The sequence below is a fragment of the Bacillus sp. FSL K6-2869 genome, assembly GCF_040869405.1.
Classification (GTDB): domain Bacteria; phylum Bacillota; class Bacilli; order Bacillales; family Bacillaceae; genus Bacillus; species Bacillus altitudinis.
Genome location: NZ_CP152035.1, coordinates 3,516,278 through 3,536,421, shown reverse-complemented (window position 1 = coordinate 3,536,421; position 20,144 = coordinate 3,516,278). Strand labels below are relative to the sequence as shown.

Annotated in this window: 23 protein-coding genes; 17 read left to right on the top strand and 6 right to left on the bottom strand. The window is 41.6% G+C overall.

The features are described from left to right. Positions 1 to 161 precede the first annotated feature (161 nt). The 10 genes from MHI58_RS18290 (at position 162) to MHI58_RS18245 (ending at position 8,840) form a co-directional block, all read left to right on the top strand. Positions 162 to 440: a hypothetical protein gene (locus MHI58_RS18290; RefSeq protein WP_041091342.1), complete on the top strand. Its 279-nt coding sequence runs from the start codon at positions 162 to 164 to the stop codon at positions 438 to 440. A 51-nt stretch (positions 441 to 491) separates the two neighbouring features. Further along, on the top strand, positions 492 to 1,325 hold the full coding sequence (locus MHI58_RS18285) for a PRD domain-containing protein (protein ID WP_024719487.1): 834 nt from the start codon (positions 492 to 494) through the stop codon (positions 1,323 to 1,325). Between the two features lie 253 nt (positions 1,326 to 1,578). Then, entirely contained in the window at positions 1,579 to 2,967 is a 1,389-nt protein-coding gene (locus MHI58_RS18280; protein ID WP_007497804.1) for a sucrose-specific PTS transporter subunit IIBC, read from the top strand. 19 nt (positions 2,968 to 2,986) lie between these two features. After that, a complete protein-coding gene (locus MHI58_RS18275; protein WP_045033830.1) occupies positions 2,987 to 4,444 on the top strand; it encodes a sucrose-6-phosphate hydrolase in 1,458 nt (485 codons plus the stop codon). Positions 4,445 to 4,485: 41 nt separating this feature from the next. Further along, a complete protein-coding gene (locus MHI58_RS18270) occupies positions 4,486 to 4,704 on the top strand; it encodes a DUF5839 family protein (protein WP_350168605.1) in 219 nt (72 codons plus the stop codon). A gap of 96 nt (positions 4,705 to 4,800) precedes the next feature. Next, positions 4,801 to 5,610 carry a septation ring formation regulator EzrA gene (locus MHI58_RS18265; protein WP_045033832.1) on the top strand — a complete coding sequence of 270 codons (810 nt, stop codon included), beginning with the start codon at positions 4,801 to 4,803 and terminating at the stop codon, positions 5,608 to 5,610. 66 nt (positions 5,611 to 5,676) lie between these two features. Further along, positions 5,677 to 6,795, top strand: coding sequence for a hypothetical protein (locus tag MHI58_RS18260; protein WP_045033834.1), 1,119 nt, complete (start codon positions 5,677 to 5,679; stop codon positions 6,793 to 6,795). A 45-nt stretch (positions 6,796 to 6,840) separates the two neighbouring features. Further along, entirely contained in the window at positions 6,841 to 6,966 is a 126-nt protein-coding gene (locus tag MHI58_RS18255; protein WP_073413072.1) for a DUF2651 family protein, read from the top strand. 387 nt (positions 6,967 to 7,353) lie between these two features. After that, positions 7,354 to 7,608, top strand: a complete 255-nt coding sequence (locus MHI58_RS18250) for a hypothetical protein (protein ID WP_008359596.1) — start codon at positions 7,354 to 7,356, stop codon at positions 7,606 to 7,608. 155 nt (positions 7,609 to 7,763) lie between these two features. Continuing rightward, positions 7,764 to 8,840 carry a chitobiase/beta-hexosaminidase C-terminal domain-containing protein gene (locus MHI58_RS18245; RefSeq protein ID WP_045033837.1) on the top strand — a complete coding sequence of 359 codons (1,077 nt, stop codon included), beginning with the start codon at positions 7,764 to 7,766 and terminating at the stop codon, positions 8,838 to 8,840. Positions 8,841 to 8,885: 45 nt separating this feature from the next. On the opposite strand, the gene MHI58_RS18240 is transcribed toward MHI58_RS18245, so the two are convergent. Further along, entirely contained in the window at positions 8,886 to 9,695 is an 810-nt protein-coding gene (locus MHI58_RS18240) for a bifunctional hydroxymethylpyrimidine kinase/phosphomethylpyrimidine kinase (protein ID WP_008343648.1), read from the bottom strand. A gap of 126 nt (positions 9,696 to 9,821) precedes the next feature. Beyond that, a complete protein-coding gene (locus MHI58_RS18235; RefSeq protein ID WP_045033840.1) occupies positions 9,822 to 10,127 on the bottom strand; it encodes a general stress protein in 306 nt (101 codons plus the stop codon). 127 nt (positions 10,128 to 10,254) lie between these two features. Here MHI58_RS18235 and MHI58_RS18230 point away from each other — a divergent pair, with 127 nt between their 5' ends. Then, positions 10,255 to 11,082: a glycosyltransferase family 2 protein gene (locus MHI58_RS18230; RefSeq protein WP_045033842.1), complete on the top strand. Its 828-nt coding sequence runs from the start codon at positions 10,255 to 10,257 to the stop codon at positions 11,080 to 11,082. Beyond that, on the top strand, positions 11,079 to 11,765 hold the full coding sequence (locus MHI58_RS18225) for a uracil-DNA glycosylase (protein ID WP_045033843.1): 687 nt from the start codon (positions 11,079 to 11,081) through the stop codon (positions 11,763 to 11,765). Before MHI58_RS18230 ends, MHI58_RS18225 begins: the two co-directional genes overlap by 4 nt. A 26-nt stretch (positions 11,766 to 11,791) precedes the next feature. On the opposite strand, the gene MHI58_RS18220 is transcribed toward MHI58_RS18225, so the two are convergent. Next, entirely contained in the window at positions 11,792 to 13,150 is a 1,359-nt protein-coding gene (locus tag MHI58_RS18220) for an aldehyde dehydrogenase (protein ID WP_045033846.1), read from the bottom strand. 172 nt (positions 13,151 to 13,322) lie between these two features. Here MHI58_RS18220 and MHI58_RS18215 point away from each other — a divergent pair, with 172 nt between their 5' ends. The 3 genes from MHI58_RS18215 to MHI58_RS18205 all read left to right on the top strand — a co-directional run bounded on the left by MHI58_RS18215 (position 13,323) and on the right by MHI58_RS18205 (position 15,438). Next, positions 13,323 to 13,655 carry a YwdI family protein gene (locus tag MHI58_RS18215; protein WP_008343634.1) on the top strand — a complete coding sequence of 111 codons (333 nt, stop codon included), beginning with the start codon at positions 13,323 to 13,325 and terminating at the stop codon, positions 13,653 to 13,655. A 33-nt stretch (positions 13,656 to 13,688) separates the two neighbouring features. Continuing rightward, positions 13,689 to 14,999 carry a purine/pyrimidine permease gene (locus MHI58_RS18210; protein ID WP_041507947.1) on the top strand — a complete coding sequence of 437 codons (1,311 nt, stop codon included), beginning with the start codon at positions 13,689 to 13,691 and terminating at the stop codon, positions 14,997 to 14,999. A gap of 67 nt (positions 15,000 to 15,066) precedes the next feature. Then, positions 15,067 to 15,438, top strand: a complete 372-nt coding sequence (locus MHI58_RS18205) for a DUF423 domain-containing protein (protein WP_003215282.1) — start codon at positions 15,067 to 15,069, stop codon at positions 15,436 to 15,438. Positions 15,439 to 15,478: 40 nt separating this feature from the next. Here MHI58_RS18205 and MHI58_RS18200 read toward each other — a convergent pair whose 3' ends face one another. The 3 genes from MHI58_RS18200 to MHI58_RS18190 form a co-directional block, all read right to left on the bottom strand. Continuing rightward, positions 15,479 to 16,096 carry a cupin domain-containing protein gene (locus MHI58_RS18200; protein ID WP_045033850.1) on the bottom strand — a complete coding sequence of 206 codons (618 nt, stop codon included), beginning with the start codon at positions 16,094 to 16,096 and terminating at the stop codon, positions 15,479 to 15,481. A 131-nt stretch (positions 16,097 to 16,227) separates the two neighbouring features. After that, a complete protein-coding gene (gene gerQ, locus MHI58_RS18195; protein ID WP_041091352.1) occupies positions 16,228 to 16,761 on the bottom strand; it encodes a spore coat protein GerQ in 534 nt (177 codons plus the stop codon). Between the two features lie 341 nt (positions 16,762 to 17,102). Next, a complete protein-coding gene (locus MHI58_RS18190) occupies positions 17,103 to 17,777 on the bottom strand; it encodes a YIP1 family protein (protein ID WP_045033852.1) in 675 nt (224 codons plus the stop codon). Between the two features lie 175 nt (positions 17,778 to 17,952). Here MHI58_RS18190 and MHI58_RS18185 point away from each other — a divergent pair, with 175 nt between their 5' ends. Further along, on the top strand, positions 17,953 to 18,723 hold the full coding sequence (locus tag MHI58_RS18185; protein ID WP_039165390.1) for a glycosyltransferase family 2 protein: 771 nt from the start codon (positions 17,953 to 17,955) through the stop codon (positions 18,721 to 18,723). A 6-nt stretch (positions 18,724 to 18,729) separates the two neighbouring features. Further along, positions 18,730 to 20,142, top strand: coding sequence for a CDP-glycerol glycerophosphotransferase family protein (locus MHI58_RS18180; RefSeq protein WP_045033854.1), 1,413 nt, complete (start codon positions 18,730 to 18,732; stop codon positions 20,140 to 20,142). Positions 20,143 to 20,144 lie beyond the last annotated feature (2 nt).

The window sequence follows — 20,144 nt, the reverse complement described above, 5'->3', positions numbered from 1 at the left end:
TTGTGGAACATGCTCATCTTCTGCACTTTTCAACAAAACTTCTGAAAACTAGTTCGTTTTTTCACCCAGATTGTGACAAACCTCTCTTTTTTCTCGGGATATGATAGGAACAGTTAATTTGCTAGAACTGCTAGATTCTAAGGAAATCGGAGGGATGTTCAGTGAAGAAATGGAAGAACTGGTTGAGTGTATGGTTTGGTTTTGTGATGAATGTGCTTGTGAATCCTGGTGAGCTGCTGAAGAAGCAAGGGGTGAAAGTGGCAGCAGTGGATGGAGGATTCTTTCTTGCGGTGAATGAGAGAAAGCTAGAGAAACTGGCAGATGAAAAGAAGAAGAAGCGCAGGACAGAAAAGCCGTTTCAAGAAAGTCTGATGATGCTTTATGAAAAGACAACGAGAGAGGCGCGTGCCGGTCCGCTCTTATCTTTACAGAAAAGTTGAAACAGGGTAAAATCCCACATAAGACACGTTATCTGTGGGAGAGGATGCCCCTTGAAGATATATAAAATATTGAATAACAATGCAGTGGTTGTAAAGGAGGGTGATCAGGAGAAAATTGTGATGGGGCCCGGAATTGCTTTTCAGAAGGGGAAAAATGACGTCGTTCCCGTTCAAAAAATAGAGAAGATTTTTGTTGTGCGTGAAGAAAATGAGAAGTTTAAACAAATTCTTGCGACATTGCCAGAAGCGCATATTGAGGTGGCAGAGCATATTATTAGTTATGCAGAGGGTGAACTCATGATGCCGCTCAGTGATCATATCCACATTTCACTGACAGATCATTTATCCTTTGCCATTGAACGCGTTCAAAAAGGCATTGTGCTATATAATAAATTGCTTGGTGAGATCAAAGTCTTATATAAGCAGGAATATGATATTGGAAAGTATGCCATTCGTTATGTAAAGGAGCGGCTTGGGGTTGACCTGCCGGACGATGAGGCAGGGTATGTGGCACTTCATATTCATACGGCCAAAATGAATACGGAGTCCATGAAGAAGACGGTCAAATACACAACGATGATCAAAGAAATGATCGAGCATATCGAAAGCGTTTTTGAGCGCTCGATTGATGAGGATAGTATTTCATATCAGCGGCTTGTGACACATTTGAGGTATGCATTAGGCAGGTTGGAATCGAATGAAGCATTTCAAATCATGGACGATGACATGCTGACTTTTATCCAAACAAAGTATGATTCGGCTTACCGGTGTGCACTTGGACTGGCTGATTTGCTGAAAAAAGAATATGAACTTCATCTCCCTGAATCGGAGATCGGCTACATCACGCTGCATGTCCAGCGTCTGCAGGATGCCGAATTGGTGTAAAGGTTGTGCCTGTCCGCAGGCTTTTTTTATGCACACTACTCTAATTAGTGTATATGGGTCATTTGATTCGAAAAAATAGGTTGACGCAGGTCACGCTCTTATACTATGATGAAAGCGTAATCAAAAACCAATATCGTGGGATTGTGACTGTCAGGCAGGCAAGACCTAAAATTTGCGTAACGAGGGGACGTGTATGTCCTTTAATCGTTAGTGAATTTTAGGTCTTTTTTGTTTTAAAAAAGGGGGAGACAACATGGATTATCAAAAAACAGCCAAAGAATTAACAACATTATTAGGCGGCAAAGAAAATGTCATTAGCGCAACACATTGTGCCACACGACTCCGATTGGTGATGAAAGATGAAGCGTTGATTGACAAAGATGCCATTGAAGAACTTGAGGGTGTGAAGGGTGCCTTCTCAAGCTCGGGTCAATTCCAGATCATATTTGGAACAGGTTCTGTCAACAAAGTATATGAGCCTTTTGCTCGTGAGACGGGTCTTGAGGCAGACGACGAGAATCAGAAACCAGCCAGCCATGATGAAGCCGTGAAGCAAAAAATGAATCCACTTGCACGTTTTGCCAAGACGCTATCGAATATTTTTGTACCAATCATTCCAGCGATTGTAGCAAGCGGTTTATTAATGGGCCTATTAGGTATGATGAAAGCCTTCAAATGGGCTGATCCAAGCTCTGCCATCTTCCAAATGCTAGATATGTTCTCAAGTGCTGCCTTTATCATTTTACCGATTTTAATTGGTGTTAGTGCAGCCAAAGAGTTTGGTGGAAATCCATATTTAGGAGCTGTCATTGGGGGCATTATGATTCACCCGAGCTTGCTGAATCCATGGGGACTGACAGACGCAAAACCAGAATATATGCATCTATTCAATTTTGATATTGCTCTTCTTGGTTACCAAGGAACGGTCATTCCCGTGTTATTAACTGTGTATATCATGTGCGTGATTGAAAAGAATTTAAGAAAAGTTGTGCCGAACAGTATTGATTTACTTGTGACGCCGTTTGTGACGGTGATTGTGACTGGATTTGTGACGTTTATTGCTGTAGGACCTCTAGGGAGAATGCTTGGTACAGGAATCTCAAATGCACTCACTTATGTTTATGACCATGCAGGATTCTTAGCTGGACTTATTTTTGGAGGCGCTTATTCTTTAATTGTACTGACAGGTGTTCATCACAGCTTCCATGCGATTGAGGCAGGACTTCTAAATGATATTGGACGGAATTATTTGCTGCCGATCTGGGCCATGTCTAACGTCGCTCAAGGCGGAGCTGGGCTAGCGGTCTTTTTCTTAGCAAAGCGTGCAAAAACGAAAGAAATTGCATTACCAGCAGCATTTTCTGCTTTCTTAGGTATTACTGAGCCGGTCATATTCGGTGTGAATCTTCGTTATCGTAAGCCATTTATTGCTGCAATGATCGGGGGTGCATTAGGCGGGGCGTTTGTCGTCTTCACGAAGGTAGCCGCCAACGCTTATGGTTTAACAGGGATTCCGATGATTGCCATTGCAGCTCCATTTGGTTTACAAAATGTGGTAAATTATGTTATTGGTATGTTAATAGCTGTTGCTGTTTCATTTATTCTTACCATCATCTTTAAAGTCAAAGAAGTCGAAAAATAATCAAGGAGTGGTCACAGTGATGACAACAACGGACGCAGCACTTCGTCAAAAGGTAACAGATCGTATTCGAAACTATGAGCATTTGGTGAAAAAAGATGTGTACCGTCAGAACTTCCATTTAATGCCGCCAGTCGGTCTTTTAAATGACCCGAATGGATTGATTCAGTGGAAGGGAGTCTACCATGTGTTTTATCAATGGCAGCCATTTAAAACAGGACATGGGGCAAAATTCTGGGGTCACTACACATCAACCGATCTAGTGAATTGGCAGCATGAAGAGGCTGCCCTCACGCCAAGTGATTGGTTTGATCAAAATGGCTGTTATTCTGGCAGTGCAGTCATTGACGATGGTCGTATGTACGTGATGTATACCGGAAATGTCCGTGACGAGCAAGGGAACCGTGAGACATATCAATGTTTAGCTGTGTCAGAGGATGGAGTTCATTTTGAGAAAAAAGGTGTCGTGGCGACTTTGCCAGCAGGATTCACTGCACATTTTCGTGACCCGAAGGTGTGGAAGCGGAATGGAAAGTGGTACATGGTCCTTGGAGCACAAAGTGAAGATCTCAAAGGACATCTTGTCTTATTTACATCTGATACATTAGACAATTGGACGTTTCAAGGCATTATTGCAGGCAGTGGAAAGAATGGATTAGATCATTTCGGATACATGTGGGAATGTCCAGATCTATTTGAATTAGACGGTCAGGATGTATTGATCGTGTCACCACAGGGGCTGAAGCCTGATGGATTCAAATATAATAATACACATCAATCTGGTTATTTTGTTGGTACATTGGATGATCGTACCTACCAATATACGCATGGAGCGTTTGAGGAGCTCGATCGTGGCTTTGACTTTTATGCACAGCAGACTTTCCAAGATGAATCGGGCAGACGTATTTTAATGGGATGGATGGGTGTACCAGATCAAGGGGAAGAGCATCATCCAACCATCTCTTATCAATGGATCCATTGTTTGACGATTCCGAGAGAGCTTCGTTTAGATGATGAAGGACGTCTTATTCAAAAGCCGGTAAGTGAACTTCGATCTATGCGGACAAATGAGCAGGAGCATGTTTTTCACGTTAAACGATCTGTTCACTCCATTCCTGTTGAAGATTTGACGAGCGCAGAGGTATTCATTGATCAAATTGAAACACAAAAAGGATTTGAATGCTGTATCCGTGCTGCTGCTCGTATCATTTATGATAAAGATGAAGGTAAACTAACGTTAGAGCGAGATCGATTTGAAGATCGAACAAAGGAAGTTCGTGAAGTAGAAATTGAGGAATTACAGGATCTGCATATCTTTATTGATGCATCATCGATTGAGATTTTTGTCAACGGAGGCCGGGAAGTATTTACTGCACGTTACTTTCCTTCCCCGGGAAATAAATCAATCTCCATCAGTGGTAGAAATGAAACGAAGCTTAAATTGAAGACGTGGCATTTGCAAAAAGAAGCAGGTTTTTGATCTACTAAACAAGTAGAGAAAATGTCTACGTCTGCTACGCCTTGGTTAATTCTAAAGACAAAAAGAAGCCACTCCTAGACATTGATGTTTCAAGAGAAGAATTAGAGGAAACAGGTTGTCATTACAAGAGAGTCATCAAGATGTTGGATCGAGTAGACAATAAGAAAATGTACCTGTGTGAAAAAGAGACTATTACGAATAGTCTCTTTTTTAATTTAAAAATTCACTCAAAATTAACATGTCAATTCATTACATATTAAAATATCCTTAAAATCCTATTTATGTTTACATGATCCATATTAACCAATATTATGGTAAATGTGGACCACGCTAAAAAAGTAATTGGAGGTAGTAATATGAAAAAACATAATGTTATTGTCACATCCTTGTTGTCGGCATCTCTATTATTCACTGGATTTGGATTGGAGGGAAATGCGCAAGCGAAAGATGTATTTCCTTCTATGAACGATGAAAGAGTCAAAGAAGAAATAGAAGAAATGAAGGCAGAGGGAATGACCTCTGAACAGATTAAAGAACTTCAAGAGATGAGCAAAAAGGAATATGATTCTGTATCTACGGAAGCAAAAGCAGAAGCGATATTCGAAGAGTCGCAGAAAGATATCGAACAATATATCAAAGATGGTGTGATTGATGAGTATCTACCTAAGTACAATGAAGAAAAAGAAAAGATGAATACAAATGCTACTGCATTAGGGACTAAAGGCGATGTATTGGTTAGCTACGACTTGAATTCAGGTAGTTCGGCGTTTGGCTTTGGACATGCGGCTGTTGTGTCGAGAACTAAGACAAATACCGTAGAGTCTTGGCACAAAAGTTGGAGTCCAATTAAACAGCATGGAGTTAGATTCTATAATAATACTTGGGGAAAAAGAAAGAAGGTATATGGGCTGTGGGTAAAGAAGTCTAATAATACCAAATATGTAAATGCAGCTAAGTATGCTGAAAAACAAGCTAATCAAAAGAAGCCATACAATCTGAACTGGTTTGACAAGAAAACTACAAAAAAATTCTATTGCTCTCAATTAGCTTGGAGAGCCTGGAAAAATCAAGGTCACGATATTGACCATTATAAAAACGATTTAATCGTGTCGCCAATGGAATTAGTAAACTCTAACAACACGAAGGTTTTTTATCATAAAAAGTAAGTTATTAAGCAGTCGGGGATTTTCCCCGATTGCTTTGCTTGTTTAAAATCGAAAGGAGATGATTGAATGAAATACTTTAAGTTATTTTTATTTGCTTGCGCCATAGCACTTGTTTGTTCAGCATGTTCAAAGAAAGAGGAGGCTGTGGGTGACTCTTCTAAGGGAGAATTGAGCCATATGAAAGATAGTAAATTTGCTATCATATATTCACAGGCAATGGACAGAGGATGCGAGATGGTCAACTACAACGATAAAGGAAAGAAATTGTCGAGTATAATAATGAAAGACTGCGTGGGATGTACCTCATCTACTCAGAGCAATCATAATATCTACTTTTCATCCAACAGGTCTAACTATCATGTGTCTTTAAATATGAAGACTGGAAAGGTAAAGGCTTTGAGTACAAAATCACTTTCAAAATCTACAGATGACGAGGGTGCATTCTTTATTAACTACTCTAATGGGTATGTTTTACACGACATTAACGTTGGTTTTACAGAGGATGGCTTAGTAGGAGAATTAGTCTACTGGAAAGAAGATAGCGACGATAAGAAACAGGTTGAACTTGAAGGGGCGTTGACTTCGGCAGTATTTGAAGATGGGAAAATATATGCCGTTATTAATAATAATAACGATAGTGTTATAGCGTCTTCCATAGACCCAAAAAATCATAAAGAAAAACGAAAAGAGATAGACATGGACTCGGTCTTCTTCCCTGACAACAATGAATCTTTGAAGTCATTAAACAATAAAGAATTGTTGGTTGCAGTAAATGATGCCGTTGACAGTAAGCAAAATTCTATGTTGGTTATACTCGACAAGAAAACTCTAGATACGAAAAGAAAGATTGTCATGGATGAAGGCTTCACTATCTACAAGACTAATGTAGACAAGGATAGAGTCACGATAGCCTCCTATGAAGGAGAAGTCAAGACATTCAACAAAGACCTCAAAGAGATATCTTCTGAAAAGATTCCACTTAATTTAAAATCAGATAACGAGCATTTAGAAGATGTTAAGATTTTAGATGACAAGGTTTTTGCATTGGTAAAGATGTCTGACAGGGATAAGAATGGGACTATTGGCAGAATTATTGAATATAATATTGAAAGCAAGGAATCTAAAGAGATATCACTAAAATCTGATAAAGATTGGGAAATGACAAGCATGGAAGTTATAAGATAGCTGTATAGGAGAGTGGAGTATATTTACTTACAAGATCTTCAACCCATGGGTCTTGTGTTATTCACATTGCCGTTGTTGTATTTAGCTTGGGGAGTTATTGGCTATTTAATTTTTAAGAAGGTTTATGTGGTGCTAATGATCACATTTATCACATCAACCATTTTCATATGATTATACTTAGTCTTACAGTTGTCAATAGAAAGAGGATAAACTCAATCGGAACTGTCGTTCATTTTTGCAAAAAATAAATGTTGCTTGTGAAAAAATGTTCGGTTTATGGGAGACTTTTTTTCATTAAAGCACTTCATCATACTTACGCAAAAAATTGTATAAAAACATGGCTTTCTCTACAATCTGAGCAGATCAATGATCTGCTTTTTTCTAGTGAGATCAGCCTGTATCTTAAAGCCTATATCATGTATATACAAGGTTGGCCTGAAGCGGTTTGATGACGTTTTACATATATGATAACAGGTTCAATTATGGTATCATTTTAAAATATATACAGCTGAGGCTGACGTTTATCCAAATGCGGTAGGACAAAAAGGGGTTGTTTACTTGAATTCAAAACAGCAGCCGACGACTAGAAAACGCTTGGAGACAATGGCAGATCATGTTGAAGATAAACGTGAAGAATATAAAGAATTGCTGATTCAAGTCCAATCTATTCTCGGTGAACCTTCTCTAGAGCAGGAAGAATTAAAAGAGAAGCTGTCAGATACGTATAAACAAATGAAAGAATATGCCTTATTTGTTGAATCCATTGAAGCCTTTATTCGAAAAATGGCGAAAGAATCCGATCAGCAAAAGTAGGTAAAAAAGTATGGTGAAAGAGTGTACCTGGGTGCGGGTATGCTTTTTTTATTTTAGTCAGATCATTCAGAAAAATTAAATGAAAGCGTTGACATTTCTTTTGTCATGATACAAAATAAATAAAAATTCATCTGAGCATATACAGGAGGAACGATATGAACCATGCAACCAAGAAATGTCTGATCACCTTTATCATTGTGCTATTTTCTATGAGTTTTCTTCATCCTTCCGTTTCATCTGCCCGAACGCAACACACATCATTTTTTACACCTACTGCCTCCGTACCATCTGGTCAATATTATCGCTCACAAGAGGTGGCACTCCATTCTCAGGTGCCAAAAGCTTCTCTTTATTACACAACAGATGGCAGCCAGCCGACAACTCAAAGTCAGCGATATACAAAGCCTATTCAAATTGATACCGATACGACTTTAAAAGTAAGCGTTTACAAAAATAGACATCGCCTTGCTACGTCTACGTACAATTATCGTTTTGTCACACGAGAGGACATTGCCTCATCTTTTTTATCTTTTGAATATCAAGGAATGCCTTATCGGTTATACATTCCGAAAAATCATAAGAGGGGTAAAGCTTATCCTCTCGTCCTGTTCTTACATGGAGGAGGGGAGCGGGGAACCGATAATCAAAAGCAGTTACTTGCAAATGATGGTGCAGTTTTATGGGCTTCTCCTGAAGTTCAAAAGAAACATCCTGCATACGTACTAGCACCTCAGGCTCGAAATGCTGTGGATGGGGGTTTTGCTTTAACAAGAAATGCGCAAAATGAAATCGACCTGACAAATGTGTTTCAATTTTCACCAGATTTACACAAAGCGTATGATGTGCTTCAGCATGTGTTAATTTCTTATAAGATTGATCAGAAAAGGATTTATGCGACTGGTTTATCTCAAGGCGGATTTGGCTCGTATCAGTTGAACATCACATATCCTCGTTTGTTTGCAGCGATGATTCCTATTGCGGGGGGTGCAGATCCAAGTAAGGCAGGAATTTTAGCGAACAAGCCAATATGGGCATTTCATGCAGAGGATGATTCCATTATTCCTATCAGTTATGCGAGAAATACAATTCAAGCTATTCAAAAAGCTGGTGGAAGACCGATTTATACCGAGTATGCAAGCAAGTATGGGTATGATCATGCATCATGGACGCCTGCTTATGAGACGCCAGGCTTAACAGATTGGTTATTCGCACAGAGACTCAGCTTACGATAAACAAAAAAACCGATTCACCCAAGCGGCGGATCGGTTTTTATTGTTTTATTTGTCCAAACGATGTGCGGAATGTTTCGTTGGTCCGATGTATTCGTTTAGTTGGAAAGAGCCTTTAATGGCAGCTGTGATGAATTCTTTTGCTGCATAAATGGCTTCTTTCACGTCTGAACCGTTGGCTAGTTCAGCTGTGACTGCGGCTGAGAATGTGCAGCCTGCGCCGTGTGTGTATTCTGTGTCGATTTTATCTGTTTCAAGGCGTTCGAAGGTTTGTCCATCATAAAGCAAGTCAATCGCTTTATCTGGGCTTAGCTTACCGCCGCCAGTGATGACCACATATTTTGCACCAAGTTCATGGATGCGTTTTGCGGCTTCTTCCATTTGTTCCATCGTTTTGATTTCGCCAATGCCGCTTAATTGACCTGCTTCGAAAAGGTTAGGTGTGATAACTGTTGCCAGTGGCGTGAGCTTTTCGCGCAATGCTTCAGCGTGCTCTGGGTAAAGGACTTCGTTCGCACCTTTACATACCATAACAGGATCAATGACGACATTTTTCAGCTCATATGTTTTGATCGTTTCAGCTGCGAGTTCAATGACGTCAACTGTTGGCAGCATACCTGTTTTTAACGCATCTACACCGATGCCTTCCACGATCGTCGAGAGCTGCGCGCGGATTGTTGATGTATCGATTGGAAACACTTGATGATCCCAGTTGTTATGAGGATCCATTGCAACGACAACGGTTAAAGCTGTCATCCCGTAGACGTTTTTTTCTTGAAACGTTTTTAAATCTGCTTGGATACCTGCACCGCCGCTTGAATCCGAACCTGCGATGGTGAGTGCTTTATTCATAGACATAGTTGCTGAACCTCCAATGTGATGTGTAACAGTTACTGTTCTACCCCTTATTATAATCAGCTTTTCCATTTATCACAATGAAACGGCATAAAAAAGCGTTCCACTCTTCATGGAACGCCTCATTCTTTATCTTTTACAAATCACCAATTTTCCTTTTTTCAGCTCCTCTAAAAGCGTTAAGGCTAATTCTTGATCGGCGCCGGTCGACATCATTTTGGCCATCAGTTCATCATCCCTGGTGCGAATGACATTGGCGATTTGATCTAAAATCCCTTGATCGACAGCTGTCATGCTCTTTGCTTTCGTGTACTCAGTAACGGTATCAGAGCGTTCGGGGTCATACGCAAAAACAAACACATCGTCCTTTGCTGATTGTATCTGTTCGATCGTCTGTTTGGCTTCTTTACTATTCTCAACCGTGAAAAATTCCATTATCATCACTCCTTTTCATCAAAAATTCCCATTTTTTCGATCAATCAAACCGTCTTTTATATCATGAGAAGAAAGCCGATTTATGTTTTAATGAAAAAGACGAATCTATTAAAGGAGTTAGGCCGATATGAAGATTTCTTTATTAATTGTGACACATAACCGGCTGAGCGCATTGTGTGAACTGCTTGAATCCATCTCGAGACAAAGCGTACAGCCTTTTGAAATTGTGGTCGTAAATGATGCAGGAGAGCGAGTGGACGTGATTCAGGAACTCTATCCAGAGCTGCCAATCCGCTTGATTCATTTAGATGAGAATGTCCAGCATGTGAACGCAAGAAATGTTGGGGTGCGGGAGCTGACAGGTGACGTCATTATGCTGAGTGATGACGATGATTATTTTACACCTTGTCATATTGAACGTATGAGCAAGGCGCTGGAAGACGCTGATTTTGTCTTTTCGGATGCGGAAATTGTTTCGTTTGAAGAACGAGGTGCGACTCGTTTTCCAGTATCAAGACGTTTGTTTGCTTATACAGCGGATATTGAGGACATGCGTGTTTTTTCTACATACGTTCCTTCTGGCAGTATGTACAAACGCCGCATTCACGATGAGATCGGCTATTTTGATCCAGCGATGCATCACTACTGGGACTGGGACTTTTTCCTGCGTGTTACGCAGCATGCACGAGCCAAACGAGTGCCAGCTGCCAGTGTGATCTATGCGTTCTTTGATGGTGGGGGCAATCAGTCGAGTGATCTTGGTGAAACAAGGAAGACCTACTTAGATGATCTGAGTGAAAAGCATGGGCTGGGTGATTTGCCGACAGCAAACTTTGCTGTCCTATTAGAAGAACCAGCGATGAAAAAACGAGAATCAGAGAGTGAGATTGTATGGGATGGAAAACCGATGATCTCAAGATTGGCACAGCAGACAGAAGGAGGACAACCGCAATGAAGCCATTTTTAAATGATAGCTGGTGGGCTGTGATGAAAAGTGAATTTGAACAGCCATATTATCAGGAATTACGTGAGTGGGTAAAGGAAGAATATCGTACGCAGATCGTGTTTCCAAAGCCAGATGACATTTATCGTGCCCTCCATTTGACGTCGTATGAAGATGTGAAGGTTGTGATTTTGGGACAAGACCCTTATCATGGCCCAGGACAGGCACACGGATTAAGCTTTTCTGTTCAGCCTGGTGTCAAACATCCGCCATCATTGAGAAATATTTTTCAGGAGCTAAAGGATGACCTTGGCTGTCCGGTCCCTAACCATGGCTCGCTTGTCAGCTGGGCAGAGCAGGGTGTCTTGCTGTTAAACACCGTGCTCACTGTAAGAAAAGGAGAAGCGAACTCGCATAAAGGAAAAGGCTGGGAACGTGTGACAGACCGCGTCATCGACGTCCTGAATGACCGAGATCAGCCAGTCGTTTTTGTGCTTTGGGGCAGACATGCGCAAAATAAAAAAGAACGAATTGATCAAAGCAAGCATTACATCATTGAATCACCCCATCCAAGTCCTTTTTCTGCAAGAAACGGCTTTTTTGGCAGCCGTCCGTTCTCAAAAGTAAACGCCTATTTAAAGCAAATCGGGATCGATGAAATCAACTGGTGTATCAAGGACATAGAATCAAAATAGGACGAGGGAAAATCCCTTCGTCCTGTTTATTTTAAAAATTTGCGGACAATGTCGAGTCCGTTTTTCGCATTTGGATATCGGAAAGAAAAATCAAAGCGATTGGTCTGGCGCAGGACACTTTTTTCATGTGTAAAGGTGAAAAAGCTTTCTTTTCCATGATATCGTCCGATGCCGCTTTCACCAACGCCTCCAAATGGTAAATATGGAGTGGCGACATGCATCAGCGTATCATTAATGCAGCCTCCGCCAAATGAGAGGTTGTCTAGAATATAGGCTTCTGTTTCTTTATTGGTTGTAAATAAGTAAAGAGCGAGCGGCTTCGGTCTTGCCTTAATCATGTCAGCTGCCTCTTGAAGAGAGTCAAATGTGATGACAGGTAAAATAGGTCCGAAAATTTCCTCCTGCATCACAGGATCTTCCCATGTAATCTGATCTAGAATGGTCGGTGCGATTTTGAGCTCTTGTTCATTACGCTGTCCACCTGTCACAATCGTGCCATTTGAGAGAAATTGTGAAAGTCGATCAAAATGACGCTGGCTGACATTTTTTCCGAAATGCGGATTTGTTTCAGGCTGGTCCCCGTAAAAGTCACGGATACAGGTCGTCATTTCACGCAATAGGTCCTCTTTGATCGATTCATGAACAAGTAAATAGTCTGGTGCAATGCATGTTTGACCTGCATTCGTGAATTTACCAAAGGTGATTCGCTTCGCAGCGAGTTTGATGTCTGCATCAGGCATGACAATGCATGGACTTTTTCCGCCGAGCTCAAGTGTGACAGGTGTGAGATGTTTTGCGGCCGCTTCCATGACGACTTTGCCGACGGCTACACTCCCAGTAAAGAAAATATAATCAAAAGGCAGTTTCAGAAGCTCAGTGCTGACATCCACACCGCCTTCAACGACCGCTGCAAGATCTTCTTGAAACACGCTTTCCACAATCGTGCCAATCACGTTTGAGACGTGCGGCGTTAATTCTGACGGTTTTAAAGTAACGGCATTTCCGGCAGAAATGGCTCCAACTAATGGCGAGAGGGCCAATTGGAAAGGATAGTTCCAAGGGGCGATAATCAGAACACTTCCGTACGGTTCCTTAATGATCATACTTTTCGATCCGATATGGGTCAGAGGTGTTTTCGCGCGAGATGGTTTGGCCCATTTGTGAAGATGTTTGACGGTATGATTGATCTCTTCATATACCATGCCAATTTCTGTTGTATAGGCTTCCTGTTCGGATTTATGTAAATCATGGGCTAAGGCTTGTAATATGTCCTTTTCATGATGTTTAATGGCTTTTTTCAAATCGTTAAGAAGACGGATTCGATCTTGAACCGCTGGTGTTTGCACGTTTTTTTGTTTGTGAATGAGTTCAGTGAGTTTGCTCATCTTTCAGTCCTTTCATAGACGATATTGTTTCTTTTTTATTATGTGTGAATCTTGGGTAAGGGTCAAATAAGAGGATCAGAAGCACACAGCTTTGAAAAAATGAACCCATTCGGTTTGTTCATTTGGTAAAATAATGTTGGAAAACGAATTTTTTAGATTGGAGGGTCTACCCTTGAATATTCATATATCAAGTCTGCTTCAAAAAATGGAGGAAGCCATTCAAAAAGCAAAACAAAGTGGAAATGATGAAGAGGTGAAACGTCAAGCGGCGGTCATCTCTTCACTATGTGATGTCATTCTCGACACATCATCACAGGTGCAAATGCCGCAGTCTTCGGTCATTTCACCACCCCCATCTATACAGACACCATCTGCACCGGCTGTGTCTACGGATCAAGCCATGCTAGAGAAATTGATGGGCACTAGCGGTGCAAAGAAATTTCAGCATAAAGAAGAGGGTCAACAAGAGAAAGATGGCAACGGTGACTCTATTTTTGATTTTTAATGGTCTTGTCACGACAAAGGGAAGGTGATCGGGTTGAAACTATTTTTGGGCGCCATTCAGTGGATGGCATTTTTTATCGCAGCTTCTATTGCTGTGCCGATTGCGATTGCACAAGCATTTGAATTAAATCAAGTGCAGTCGGCGGAACTGATTCAGAGTACATTCTTTTCACTTGGACTTGTGGCGATGGTGCAGTGTTTATGCGGTCATATGTTGCCAATCAATGAAAGTCCAGCAGGGCTGTGGTGGGGGGTATATACCCTATATGCAGGCATGACAGGGACGATTTTTGCCACATATCCTGAAACCTTGCAAGCATTACAAGGTGCTTTAATTTTTAGTGCTGCGTTCTTTTTTATTTTTAGTCTCTTTAAAATCATTAATTGGCTCGCGTCTTTATTTACGCCGGTTGTCACAGGTATTTATTTGCTGCTGCTTGTTGTGCAGTTAAGTCAGCCAATCATGAAAGGGCTGATGGGGATCGGTTATCGGGGAAATCAGGTAGATGGGCTTGTCTTTTGTCTATCAATCTTGATTATTGTCATCACCTTCATGATCAGCCGCTCAAAATGGCATTATTTAAGACAGTTTTCTGTGTTATTCGCACTTGCAGGCGGCTGGCTGTTATTTGCTTTACTCGGACTAGCGAAGCCTGTTCGCATTCCTGAGCAGATCATTGAGTTTCCAAAGCTGTTTCCGTTTGGCATGCCAGTCTTTGACAGTGGACTGCTTGTCACGTCCTTTTTTATTACGATCTTACTCATTGTGAATATGCTGGCAAGTATTCGAATTGTGGAAAGTTCCGTGAAGGCATTTGGTGAACTGCGTGAGCGAAAACGAGCCAGACCGGCTGGTTTTGTCGCCGCATTTGGTCATTTGCTAAGCGGACTGATTGGAGCGATTGCGCCTGTTCCTATTTCAGGGGCAGCGGGCTTTATACAAACAACCAAAATTCCATCGAGAAAGCCATTTTTTATTGGCAGTCTGCTCATTGTCCTCATTAGTTTATTTCCATTATTGATGAGCTTTTTCTCTGCATTGCCTTCTCCTGTGGGGCTGGCTGTGAACTTTGTGGTGTTCTCTTCTATGATTGGGATTGCTATGTCTGAATTCGATCAGTATGAAAAAGAAGACATCCCGCGCATTCGATTTGTGCTTGGCATCGCTGTTTTAGCAGGCGTGGGCGCAATGTTTGTGCCGCAGGGGGCATTGAAAGGCATGCATCCTGTGCTGATTTCTTTATTGAGCAATGGTCTTGTGCTTGGCACGCTGATTGCGATTGTGGTCGATCAAGTGCTACTGCGAAAGAAGAAGAAATCCGACAATCTCGTGTCAGCATCATAGGAAAGTTGAATGTTGGATAAGACCCGCGCTATGATAAACATAATTGATGAGATAAGGAGAATGACGAATGAAACTATTTTTCATATTAGGTGCCATTAACGCCATGCTTGCGGTTGGTCTTGGAGCCTTCGGTGCACATGGACTGGAAGGGAAAATTCCTGAAAAGTATATTGAGATATGGAATAAAGGGGTTCAATATCAGATGTTCCATGCCATTGGCCTATTTATTGTCGCCTTTCTGGCAGATAAGCTGTCAGGTGTTTCTCTAGTGCCGACCGCTGGCTGGGTGATGCTGGCAGGCATTCTTTTCTTCTCAGGAAGCCTTTATGTGCTTGCCTTGACTCAGGTGAAGATTCTAGGTGCCATTACACCAATTGGCGGAGTGGCATTTATCGCTTCTTGGATCATGCTAGTGATTGCAGCAGCAAAAAATTTATAAGATAAAAAACCGATGCTCTCATAGGGGCATCGGTTTTTTCTTAACTCCAATAAGGAGAATAGTTCGGAGGTGCTTGATAATAAGGTACATAGTGAGAAGGGGGGACAGGGTGCGTTTGTGTCTCTTCCTCCCGGTGGCAGAAAGGCCCGATAAACACACCAGGTTTCACAGGATGCGTCGCCTGCTTCCACTGCGTTTCGTTCATGCAATAAGTATGTGCCATGATGTGTGAAGGCGTGAGGGTTAGAAGGTCTGAACCTAAGATGACTTCTGGCGTCGATGCGTTAAAAATGGCTAACAAATGGGTTTTGTCCTGTAAGGCGACTTCGTAATGCCACCAGCCTTGTGGCACATTGGCTACCTGCCCAGGGGTAATGGTGTAGGTGGACAGCTTTTTTGTAAAAGGGTTCAACATGGATACAGCAGCAGAGCCGGCGATACAATAAACAAGCTCGGCAGCATTTTGATGATAATGAGGCTCTACTACTTTGCTTTTACTCAAATATATATCCAGCAGAGATACTTGATCGAGCGAATTTAATTGTTTTTTTCCTAAAACATTAATCAGGTTGTGTTGGTCATATTTCACAAGGGGGCTTTGGTTCAAATCAAATGAATATTTGACATTCGGCGATGTATAATCCAGCTCAACAGTCATTGATGTCACCTCTAGGCGTTTAATAAAAACTACTAGGCATCTTATGAGCCTTCCCCCGAAGGTGTGTCAAAAACCTAGACAAAAGAAAAAAGCAAGGGCGTCTGCACCTTGCTGCTAATATGACCTTGAGGTTATCTCGGAGAATACGTAGACATCGAGTATGGATAGTCATATTGAATTTCCCCATCAAACGTAATGTAATCAAGGTAGATTGTTAACAATAAGTATCGTGTCCCTGTTTTGTTATCACTGATGATAATGTGATCACGTCCTGCGGCCTCAATGACCCCTCTAAAAATCTTAGAGTTCCATTCTTTACTTGCCTCAAACGTCATATAGATCGTGGCTACTTTGCCGCGGTTTAATCGTAAAATATTTTCAATATAGGACTGCTCAAGCGGCAGCTGACCGGTGACGTTCTGCTGATAAATCGGTCCCGAAGGAATTTGATAGGGCTGCCCGCCACTTTGCCCACCTTGTGAAGTACCAGTAGACGGCATTGGCGAATACCCCTGCTGCATTTGACCTTGCATTTGACCCTGCGTTTGGGGAGGGACTGAATAACCCATCTGCTGCGCAGGATACGGATTTGCTCCATATTGTTGCTGGCGAAAATCTTGACCTTCGAAACCCGAACCTTGCCCAAATTGATTTTTCAATTTCATAACGTTCCTCCTCTTTCCTCATGGTGTTCTAAACAGAAGGCAGAAAAGCGCCTGTTGTTTCCATAGCATTCTTTTTCTCTTTCACACTATGAGACAGGAAGAGAGAATATGTACATTGAACGAAAAAAAGGAACTGCTTTGTGCAGTTCCTCAGCGTGTAGACAAACCCTCGCATTCGGTGTCAGTCCTGCGCTTCGGTGCTCACGAATGTCAAATTCGCTCCGCGCCGATGCTCGTCCTTCCTAGACTGCAAAGGTTTTCTATCACGCTGAAAAGAAGACAAACCCCGTATTCGTACTGCCTAGACTGCAAAGGTTTCCAACAATCTAAGGAATGTCTGTTTACATCAACCAATTCATAGCCCGCTGGACGTCATAGAGAAGGGTCATCGTGAGAAAAAATAAGGCGATCGGTGTGATGGCAATGATAAAGGCCTGCCATATTCTCAGCTTCATCACAGCAACAAGGCCTAAAACAGCCATCCCAAATATCCATGTCTTGGTATACGCATCAACCAGTGGTAAAACACTGAGATAATACCATACTTCATAGTGCTGGTCTAAATAGGGTGAGATTTTCACAAATGTATACGGACCAAGCAACCCCACAGTAAAAAACCAAGTAAGAGCAAATAAGGTGGAAGGGAAAATGACCGTCAATGTGCAAGCTTTGAGCACATCTCGATACAGCGCTTTATTGCCAAAAAACAGTCGTCCTAACCACTGTAAAATGAATGAACCGAAAAATAGAAGAAAATTGCCTACTAAAATACCAAAACCTGCTCCGTGTAACAGAATAAAAGGATATGGAATATGATTGCCCATATACTCACTAAAATACCCCTCGTACATCCAGCTTGTACCAGCGATACTTGCAAGGAGTATCATCAGCCAAATGGGAATAGAGGTATGTTCATATGAGCGAATAATCGTTTTTGTCGCGACAAAAATTTTAAAGAATCGAAAAAAACCTTTTGCTTCCTCTTCTTGGGAGAGATCACTCTTCATATACTCCAATGTTCTTTACTCCTTTAATACACATAAATGATTACTTATATTACCAAAATTTTTACGTTTTTCAAAGATAGATCATGAAAAAAATCCAATTTTATAAAAAATAGGTCACTCTACAGTCTCTTTAAGAGGAGACACATATGATAACCATAGTTTAAAAGAGACCGAGGTGAAAACATTGACGAAAGTAACGGTCATTATGACGAGCTACAACAAAGCGGCCTACGTTGGAAGATCAATTGAAGCGGTGCTGCAGCAGACCTTGTCAGACTTTGAACTTTTTATCATGGATGATGGATCAAACGAACAAACCCTTGCTGCTATTGAGCCTTTCCGTAAAGATCCACGCATCCATTTTATCCAAAGCGGGGTGAAAACGCTGGAGGAAAGAACGGCGAAAACACGCTATGCCGTCCTCATTAATCAAGCATTAGAACAGGCAAAGGGCGAGTATATTTCCTATGCCACAGATGACAATGTCTATGCACCAGACCGTTTAGAGAAGCTCACGAATTATTTAGATGCTCGTCCGAATGAACATATTGTCTATTCTAGTTCAAAAGTTATCTATTTAAATAGCGAAAAAGAGCCAGTAAAGGAAACGATTCGACCTGCGCAAACGGTGCAGTGGAATGCACCTTGTGCTATTGATCACTGTTCAGTTGTACATCGTGCATCCATTTTAACAAAGATTCAAGCTGAGTTTGGATCCTACTGGGACGAGAGTCCGCATTTTTATCGAATAGGGGATGCGCGGTTCTTTTTTAGATTAAATCACTTTTATCCGTTCTACCCTTTTGATGAGGTATTGGATACAAACTACATCACAGAACAGTCTATTCATTATCAGTTGGCAGAAGATGAGAAAAGCGATTTTATTCAAGCACTTCCTCCGCAGTCTACCTGCAGGGAGCTCCGCCATATATTAAAACAAAGACATGGGAGGTGACCTTAAGTGTCGCATTATATTCATCATTATTGGCAGGTGTACTTTGAGTATGTGAATCTGATGAAAGACTTATCCTATCGCCACATACCCCTTGGATTAATCAGTAATTTTTATCAATACATCAGCCCTGAAGTGAGGGAACGTATGGAAGATGAGGCGTTTGGTGAAGAGCTGACAACAACTTGTCCAAAGCCACAAGACATTCAGCCATTTTTTGATCAGCATAAACAGCAGATCAAGCGTATCCCTTATCGTCCGAGTCATGGAAAGGTGCTGCTTCACTTTGAACACCTGCGTTTTACTGAACAAAATTACACGCGGTTCCATCCGAACCAAACAGTGGTGCTCGCACGCTGGAAGAAGGCTGATTATTTCGGATTACCAGTGATCAGCAAGCCGGAATTAGCCGGAGAGGTTAATAAAGAAGCCCATGTTGAATATATTGAAAAAGCAAATGCTCTATTGAAACCTTACGCCCAGCATCCTGTCTTTGGCAATGTCTTTTTTAGAGAAAAGCTTCGGAAGGACATTGTGCAATTTATTGATGTGATTGACCAAATAGAAACGCTATTTGAGATGCAGCCGATCACAGCTGTCGTGGTTGGTACGACGGAGGATGCATATAGCCGTGTGCTCGCCTTGCAAACCGTGAAGCGCCATCTCACAAGTATTTGTCTTCAGCACGGTGCGCTCATGGGAGACGAAGCCTTTTTGCCGATTTTCACCACCTGCCACGGAGTGTTTGGAAAATATGAAAAGGACTGGTATGTAGACAAAGGCTGTCAGCCTGAGCAGGTGGAGATCACAGGTCACCCGAGATTTGATTTGGTGCAGGAGCGAACACCGCTTCAACAGGAAATGGTCTTTCGTAAATTGAACTTCAATCCTGCCAAAAAGACTGTGCTTGTGGCGACACAGCCGTTTTCAGAAGCCTTTTACGGTGATGTTCTTAAAACAATTGCAAAACGGAAAGATATTCAGCTGATTATGAAGCCGCATCCGTGGGAAATCGCTCGAAATCGTTTAAATGACTATACAACGATTGAACGTGCGGGGAACCATGTGAGATTAATTAAAAAAGAGATCGACTTGTATGACCTCCTGCCGTATATGGATATGGTCATAACGCTCACATCAACAGTTGGTCTGGAAGCAATGCTCTTTAAAAAGAGTGTACTGATTGGAAAAATGACAGAAGGCAGAAGATACCCTTATTACGAGTCGCTTGGCAGCTGCCACATGGAAAACCCTATTGAGTTGGCCGAGAAAGCGATCCGTATTTTATCGGATGAACAAGAAATGAAGCTGGCGAAACAGCAAGGTGCTCGTTTCATTCAAGAGCATTATCCGCATGCACAATCGACCGATGTTCTGCTTTCTCTGCTTAAAACAAAAACAGGCGTGGATTTTCAGAGATGAAG

Excerpts from the sequence above, each read along its gene's own strand:
- MHI58_RS18240 (WP_008343648.1), bottom strand. The coding sequence starts at position 9,695 with ATGTCTATGAATAAAGCACTCACCATCGCAGGTTCGGATTCAAGCGGC.
- MHI58_RS18255 (WP_073413072.1), top strand. The coding sequence starts at position 6,841 with ATGGGTCTTGTGTTATTCACATTGCCGTTGTTGTATTTAGCTTGGGGA.
- MHI58_RS18225 (WP_045033843.1), top strand. The coding sequence starts at position 11,079 with ATGAAGCCATTTTTAAATGATAGCTGGTGGGCTGTGATGAAAAGTGAA.
- MHI58_RS18245 (WP_045033837.1), top strand. The coding sequence starts at position 7,764 with ATGAACCATGCAACCAAGAAATGTCTGATCACCTTTATCATTGTGCTA.
- MHI58_RS18280 (WP_007497804.1), top strand. The coding sequence starts at position 1,579 with ATGGATTATCAAAAAACAGCCAAAGAATTAACAACATTATTAGGCGGC.
- MHI58_RS18275 (WP_045033830.1), top strand. The coding sequence starts at position 2,987 with ATGACAACAACGGACGCAGCACTTCGTCAAAAGGTAACAGATCGTATT.
- gerQ (WP_041091352.1), bottom strand. The coding sequence starts at position 16,761 with ATGAAATTGAAAAATCAATTTGGGCAAGGTTCGGGTTTCGAAGGTCAA.
- MHI58_RS18260 (WP_045033834.1), top strand. The coding sequence starts at position 5,677 with ATGAAATACTTTAAGTTATTTTTATTTGCTTGCGCCATAGCACTTGTT.
- MHI58_RS18235 (WP_045033840.1), bottom strand. The coding sequence starts at position 10,127 with ATGGAATTTTTCACGGTTGAGAATAGTAAAGAAGCCAAACAGACGATC.
- MHI58_RS18220 (WP_045033846.1), bottom strand. The coding sequence starts at position 13,150 with ATGAGCAAACTCACTGAACTCATTCACAAACAAAAAAACGTGCAAACA.
- MHI58_RS18265 (WP_045033832.1), top strand. The coding sequence starts at position 4,801 with ATGAAAAAACATAATGTTATTGTCACATCCTTGTTGTCGGCATCTCTA.
- MHI58_RS18205 (WP_003215282.1), top strand. The coding sequence starts at position 15,067 with ATGAAACTATTTTTCATATTAGGTGCCATTAACGCCATGCTTGCGGTT.
- MHI58_RS18230 (WP_045033842.1), top strand. The coding sequence starts at position 10,255 with ATGAAGATTTCTTTATTAATTGTGACACATAACCGGCTGAGCGCATTG.
- MHI58_RS18200 (WP_045033850.1), bottom strand. The coding sequence starts at position 16,096 with ATGACTGTTGAGCTGGATTATACATCGCCGAATGTCAAATATTCATTT.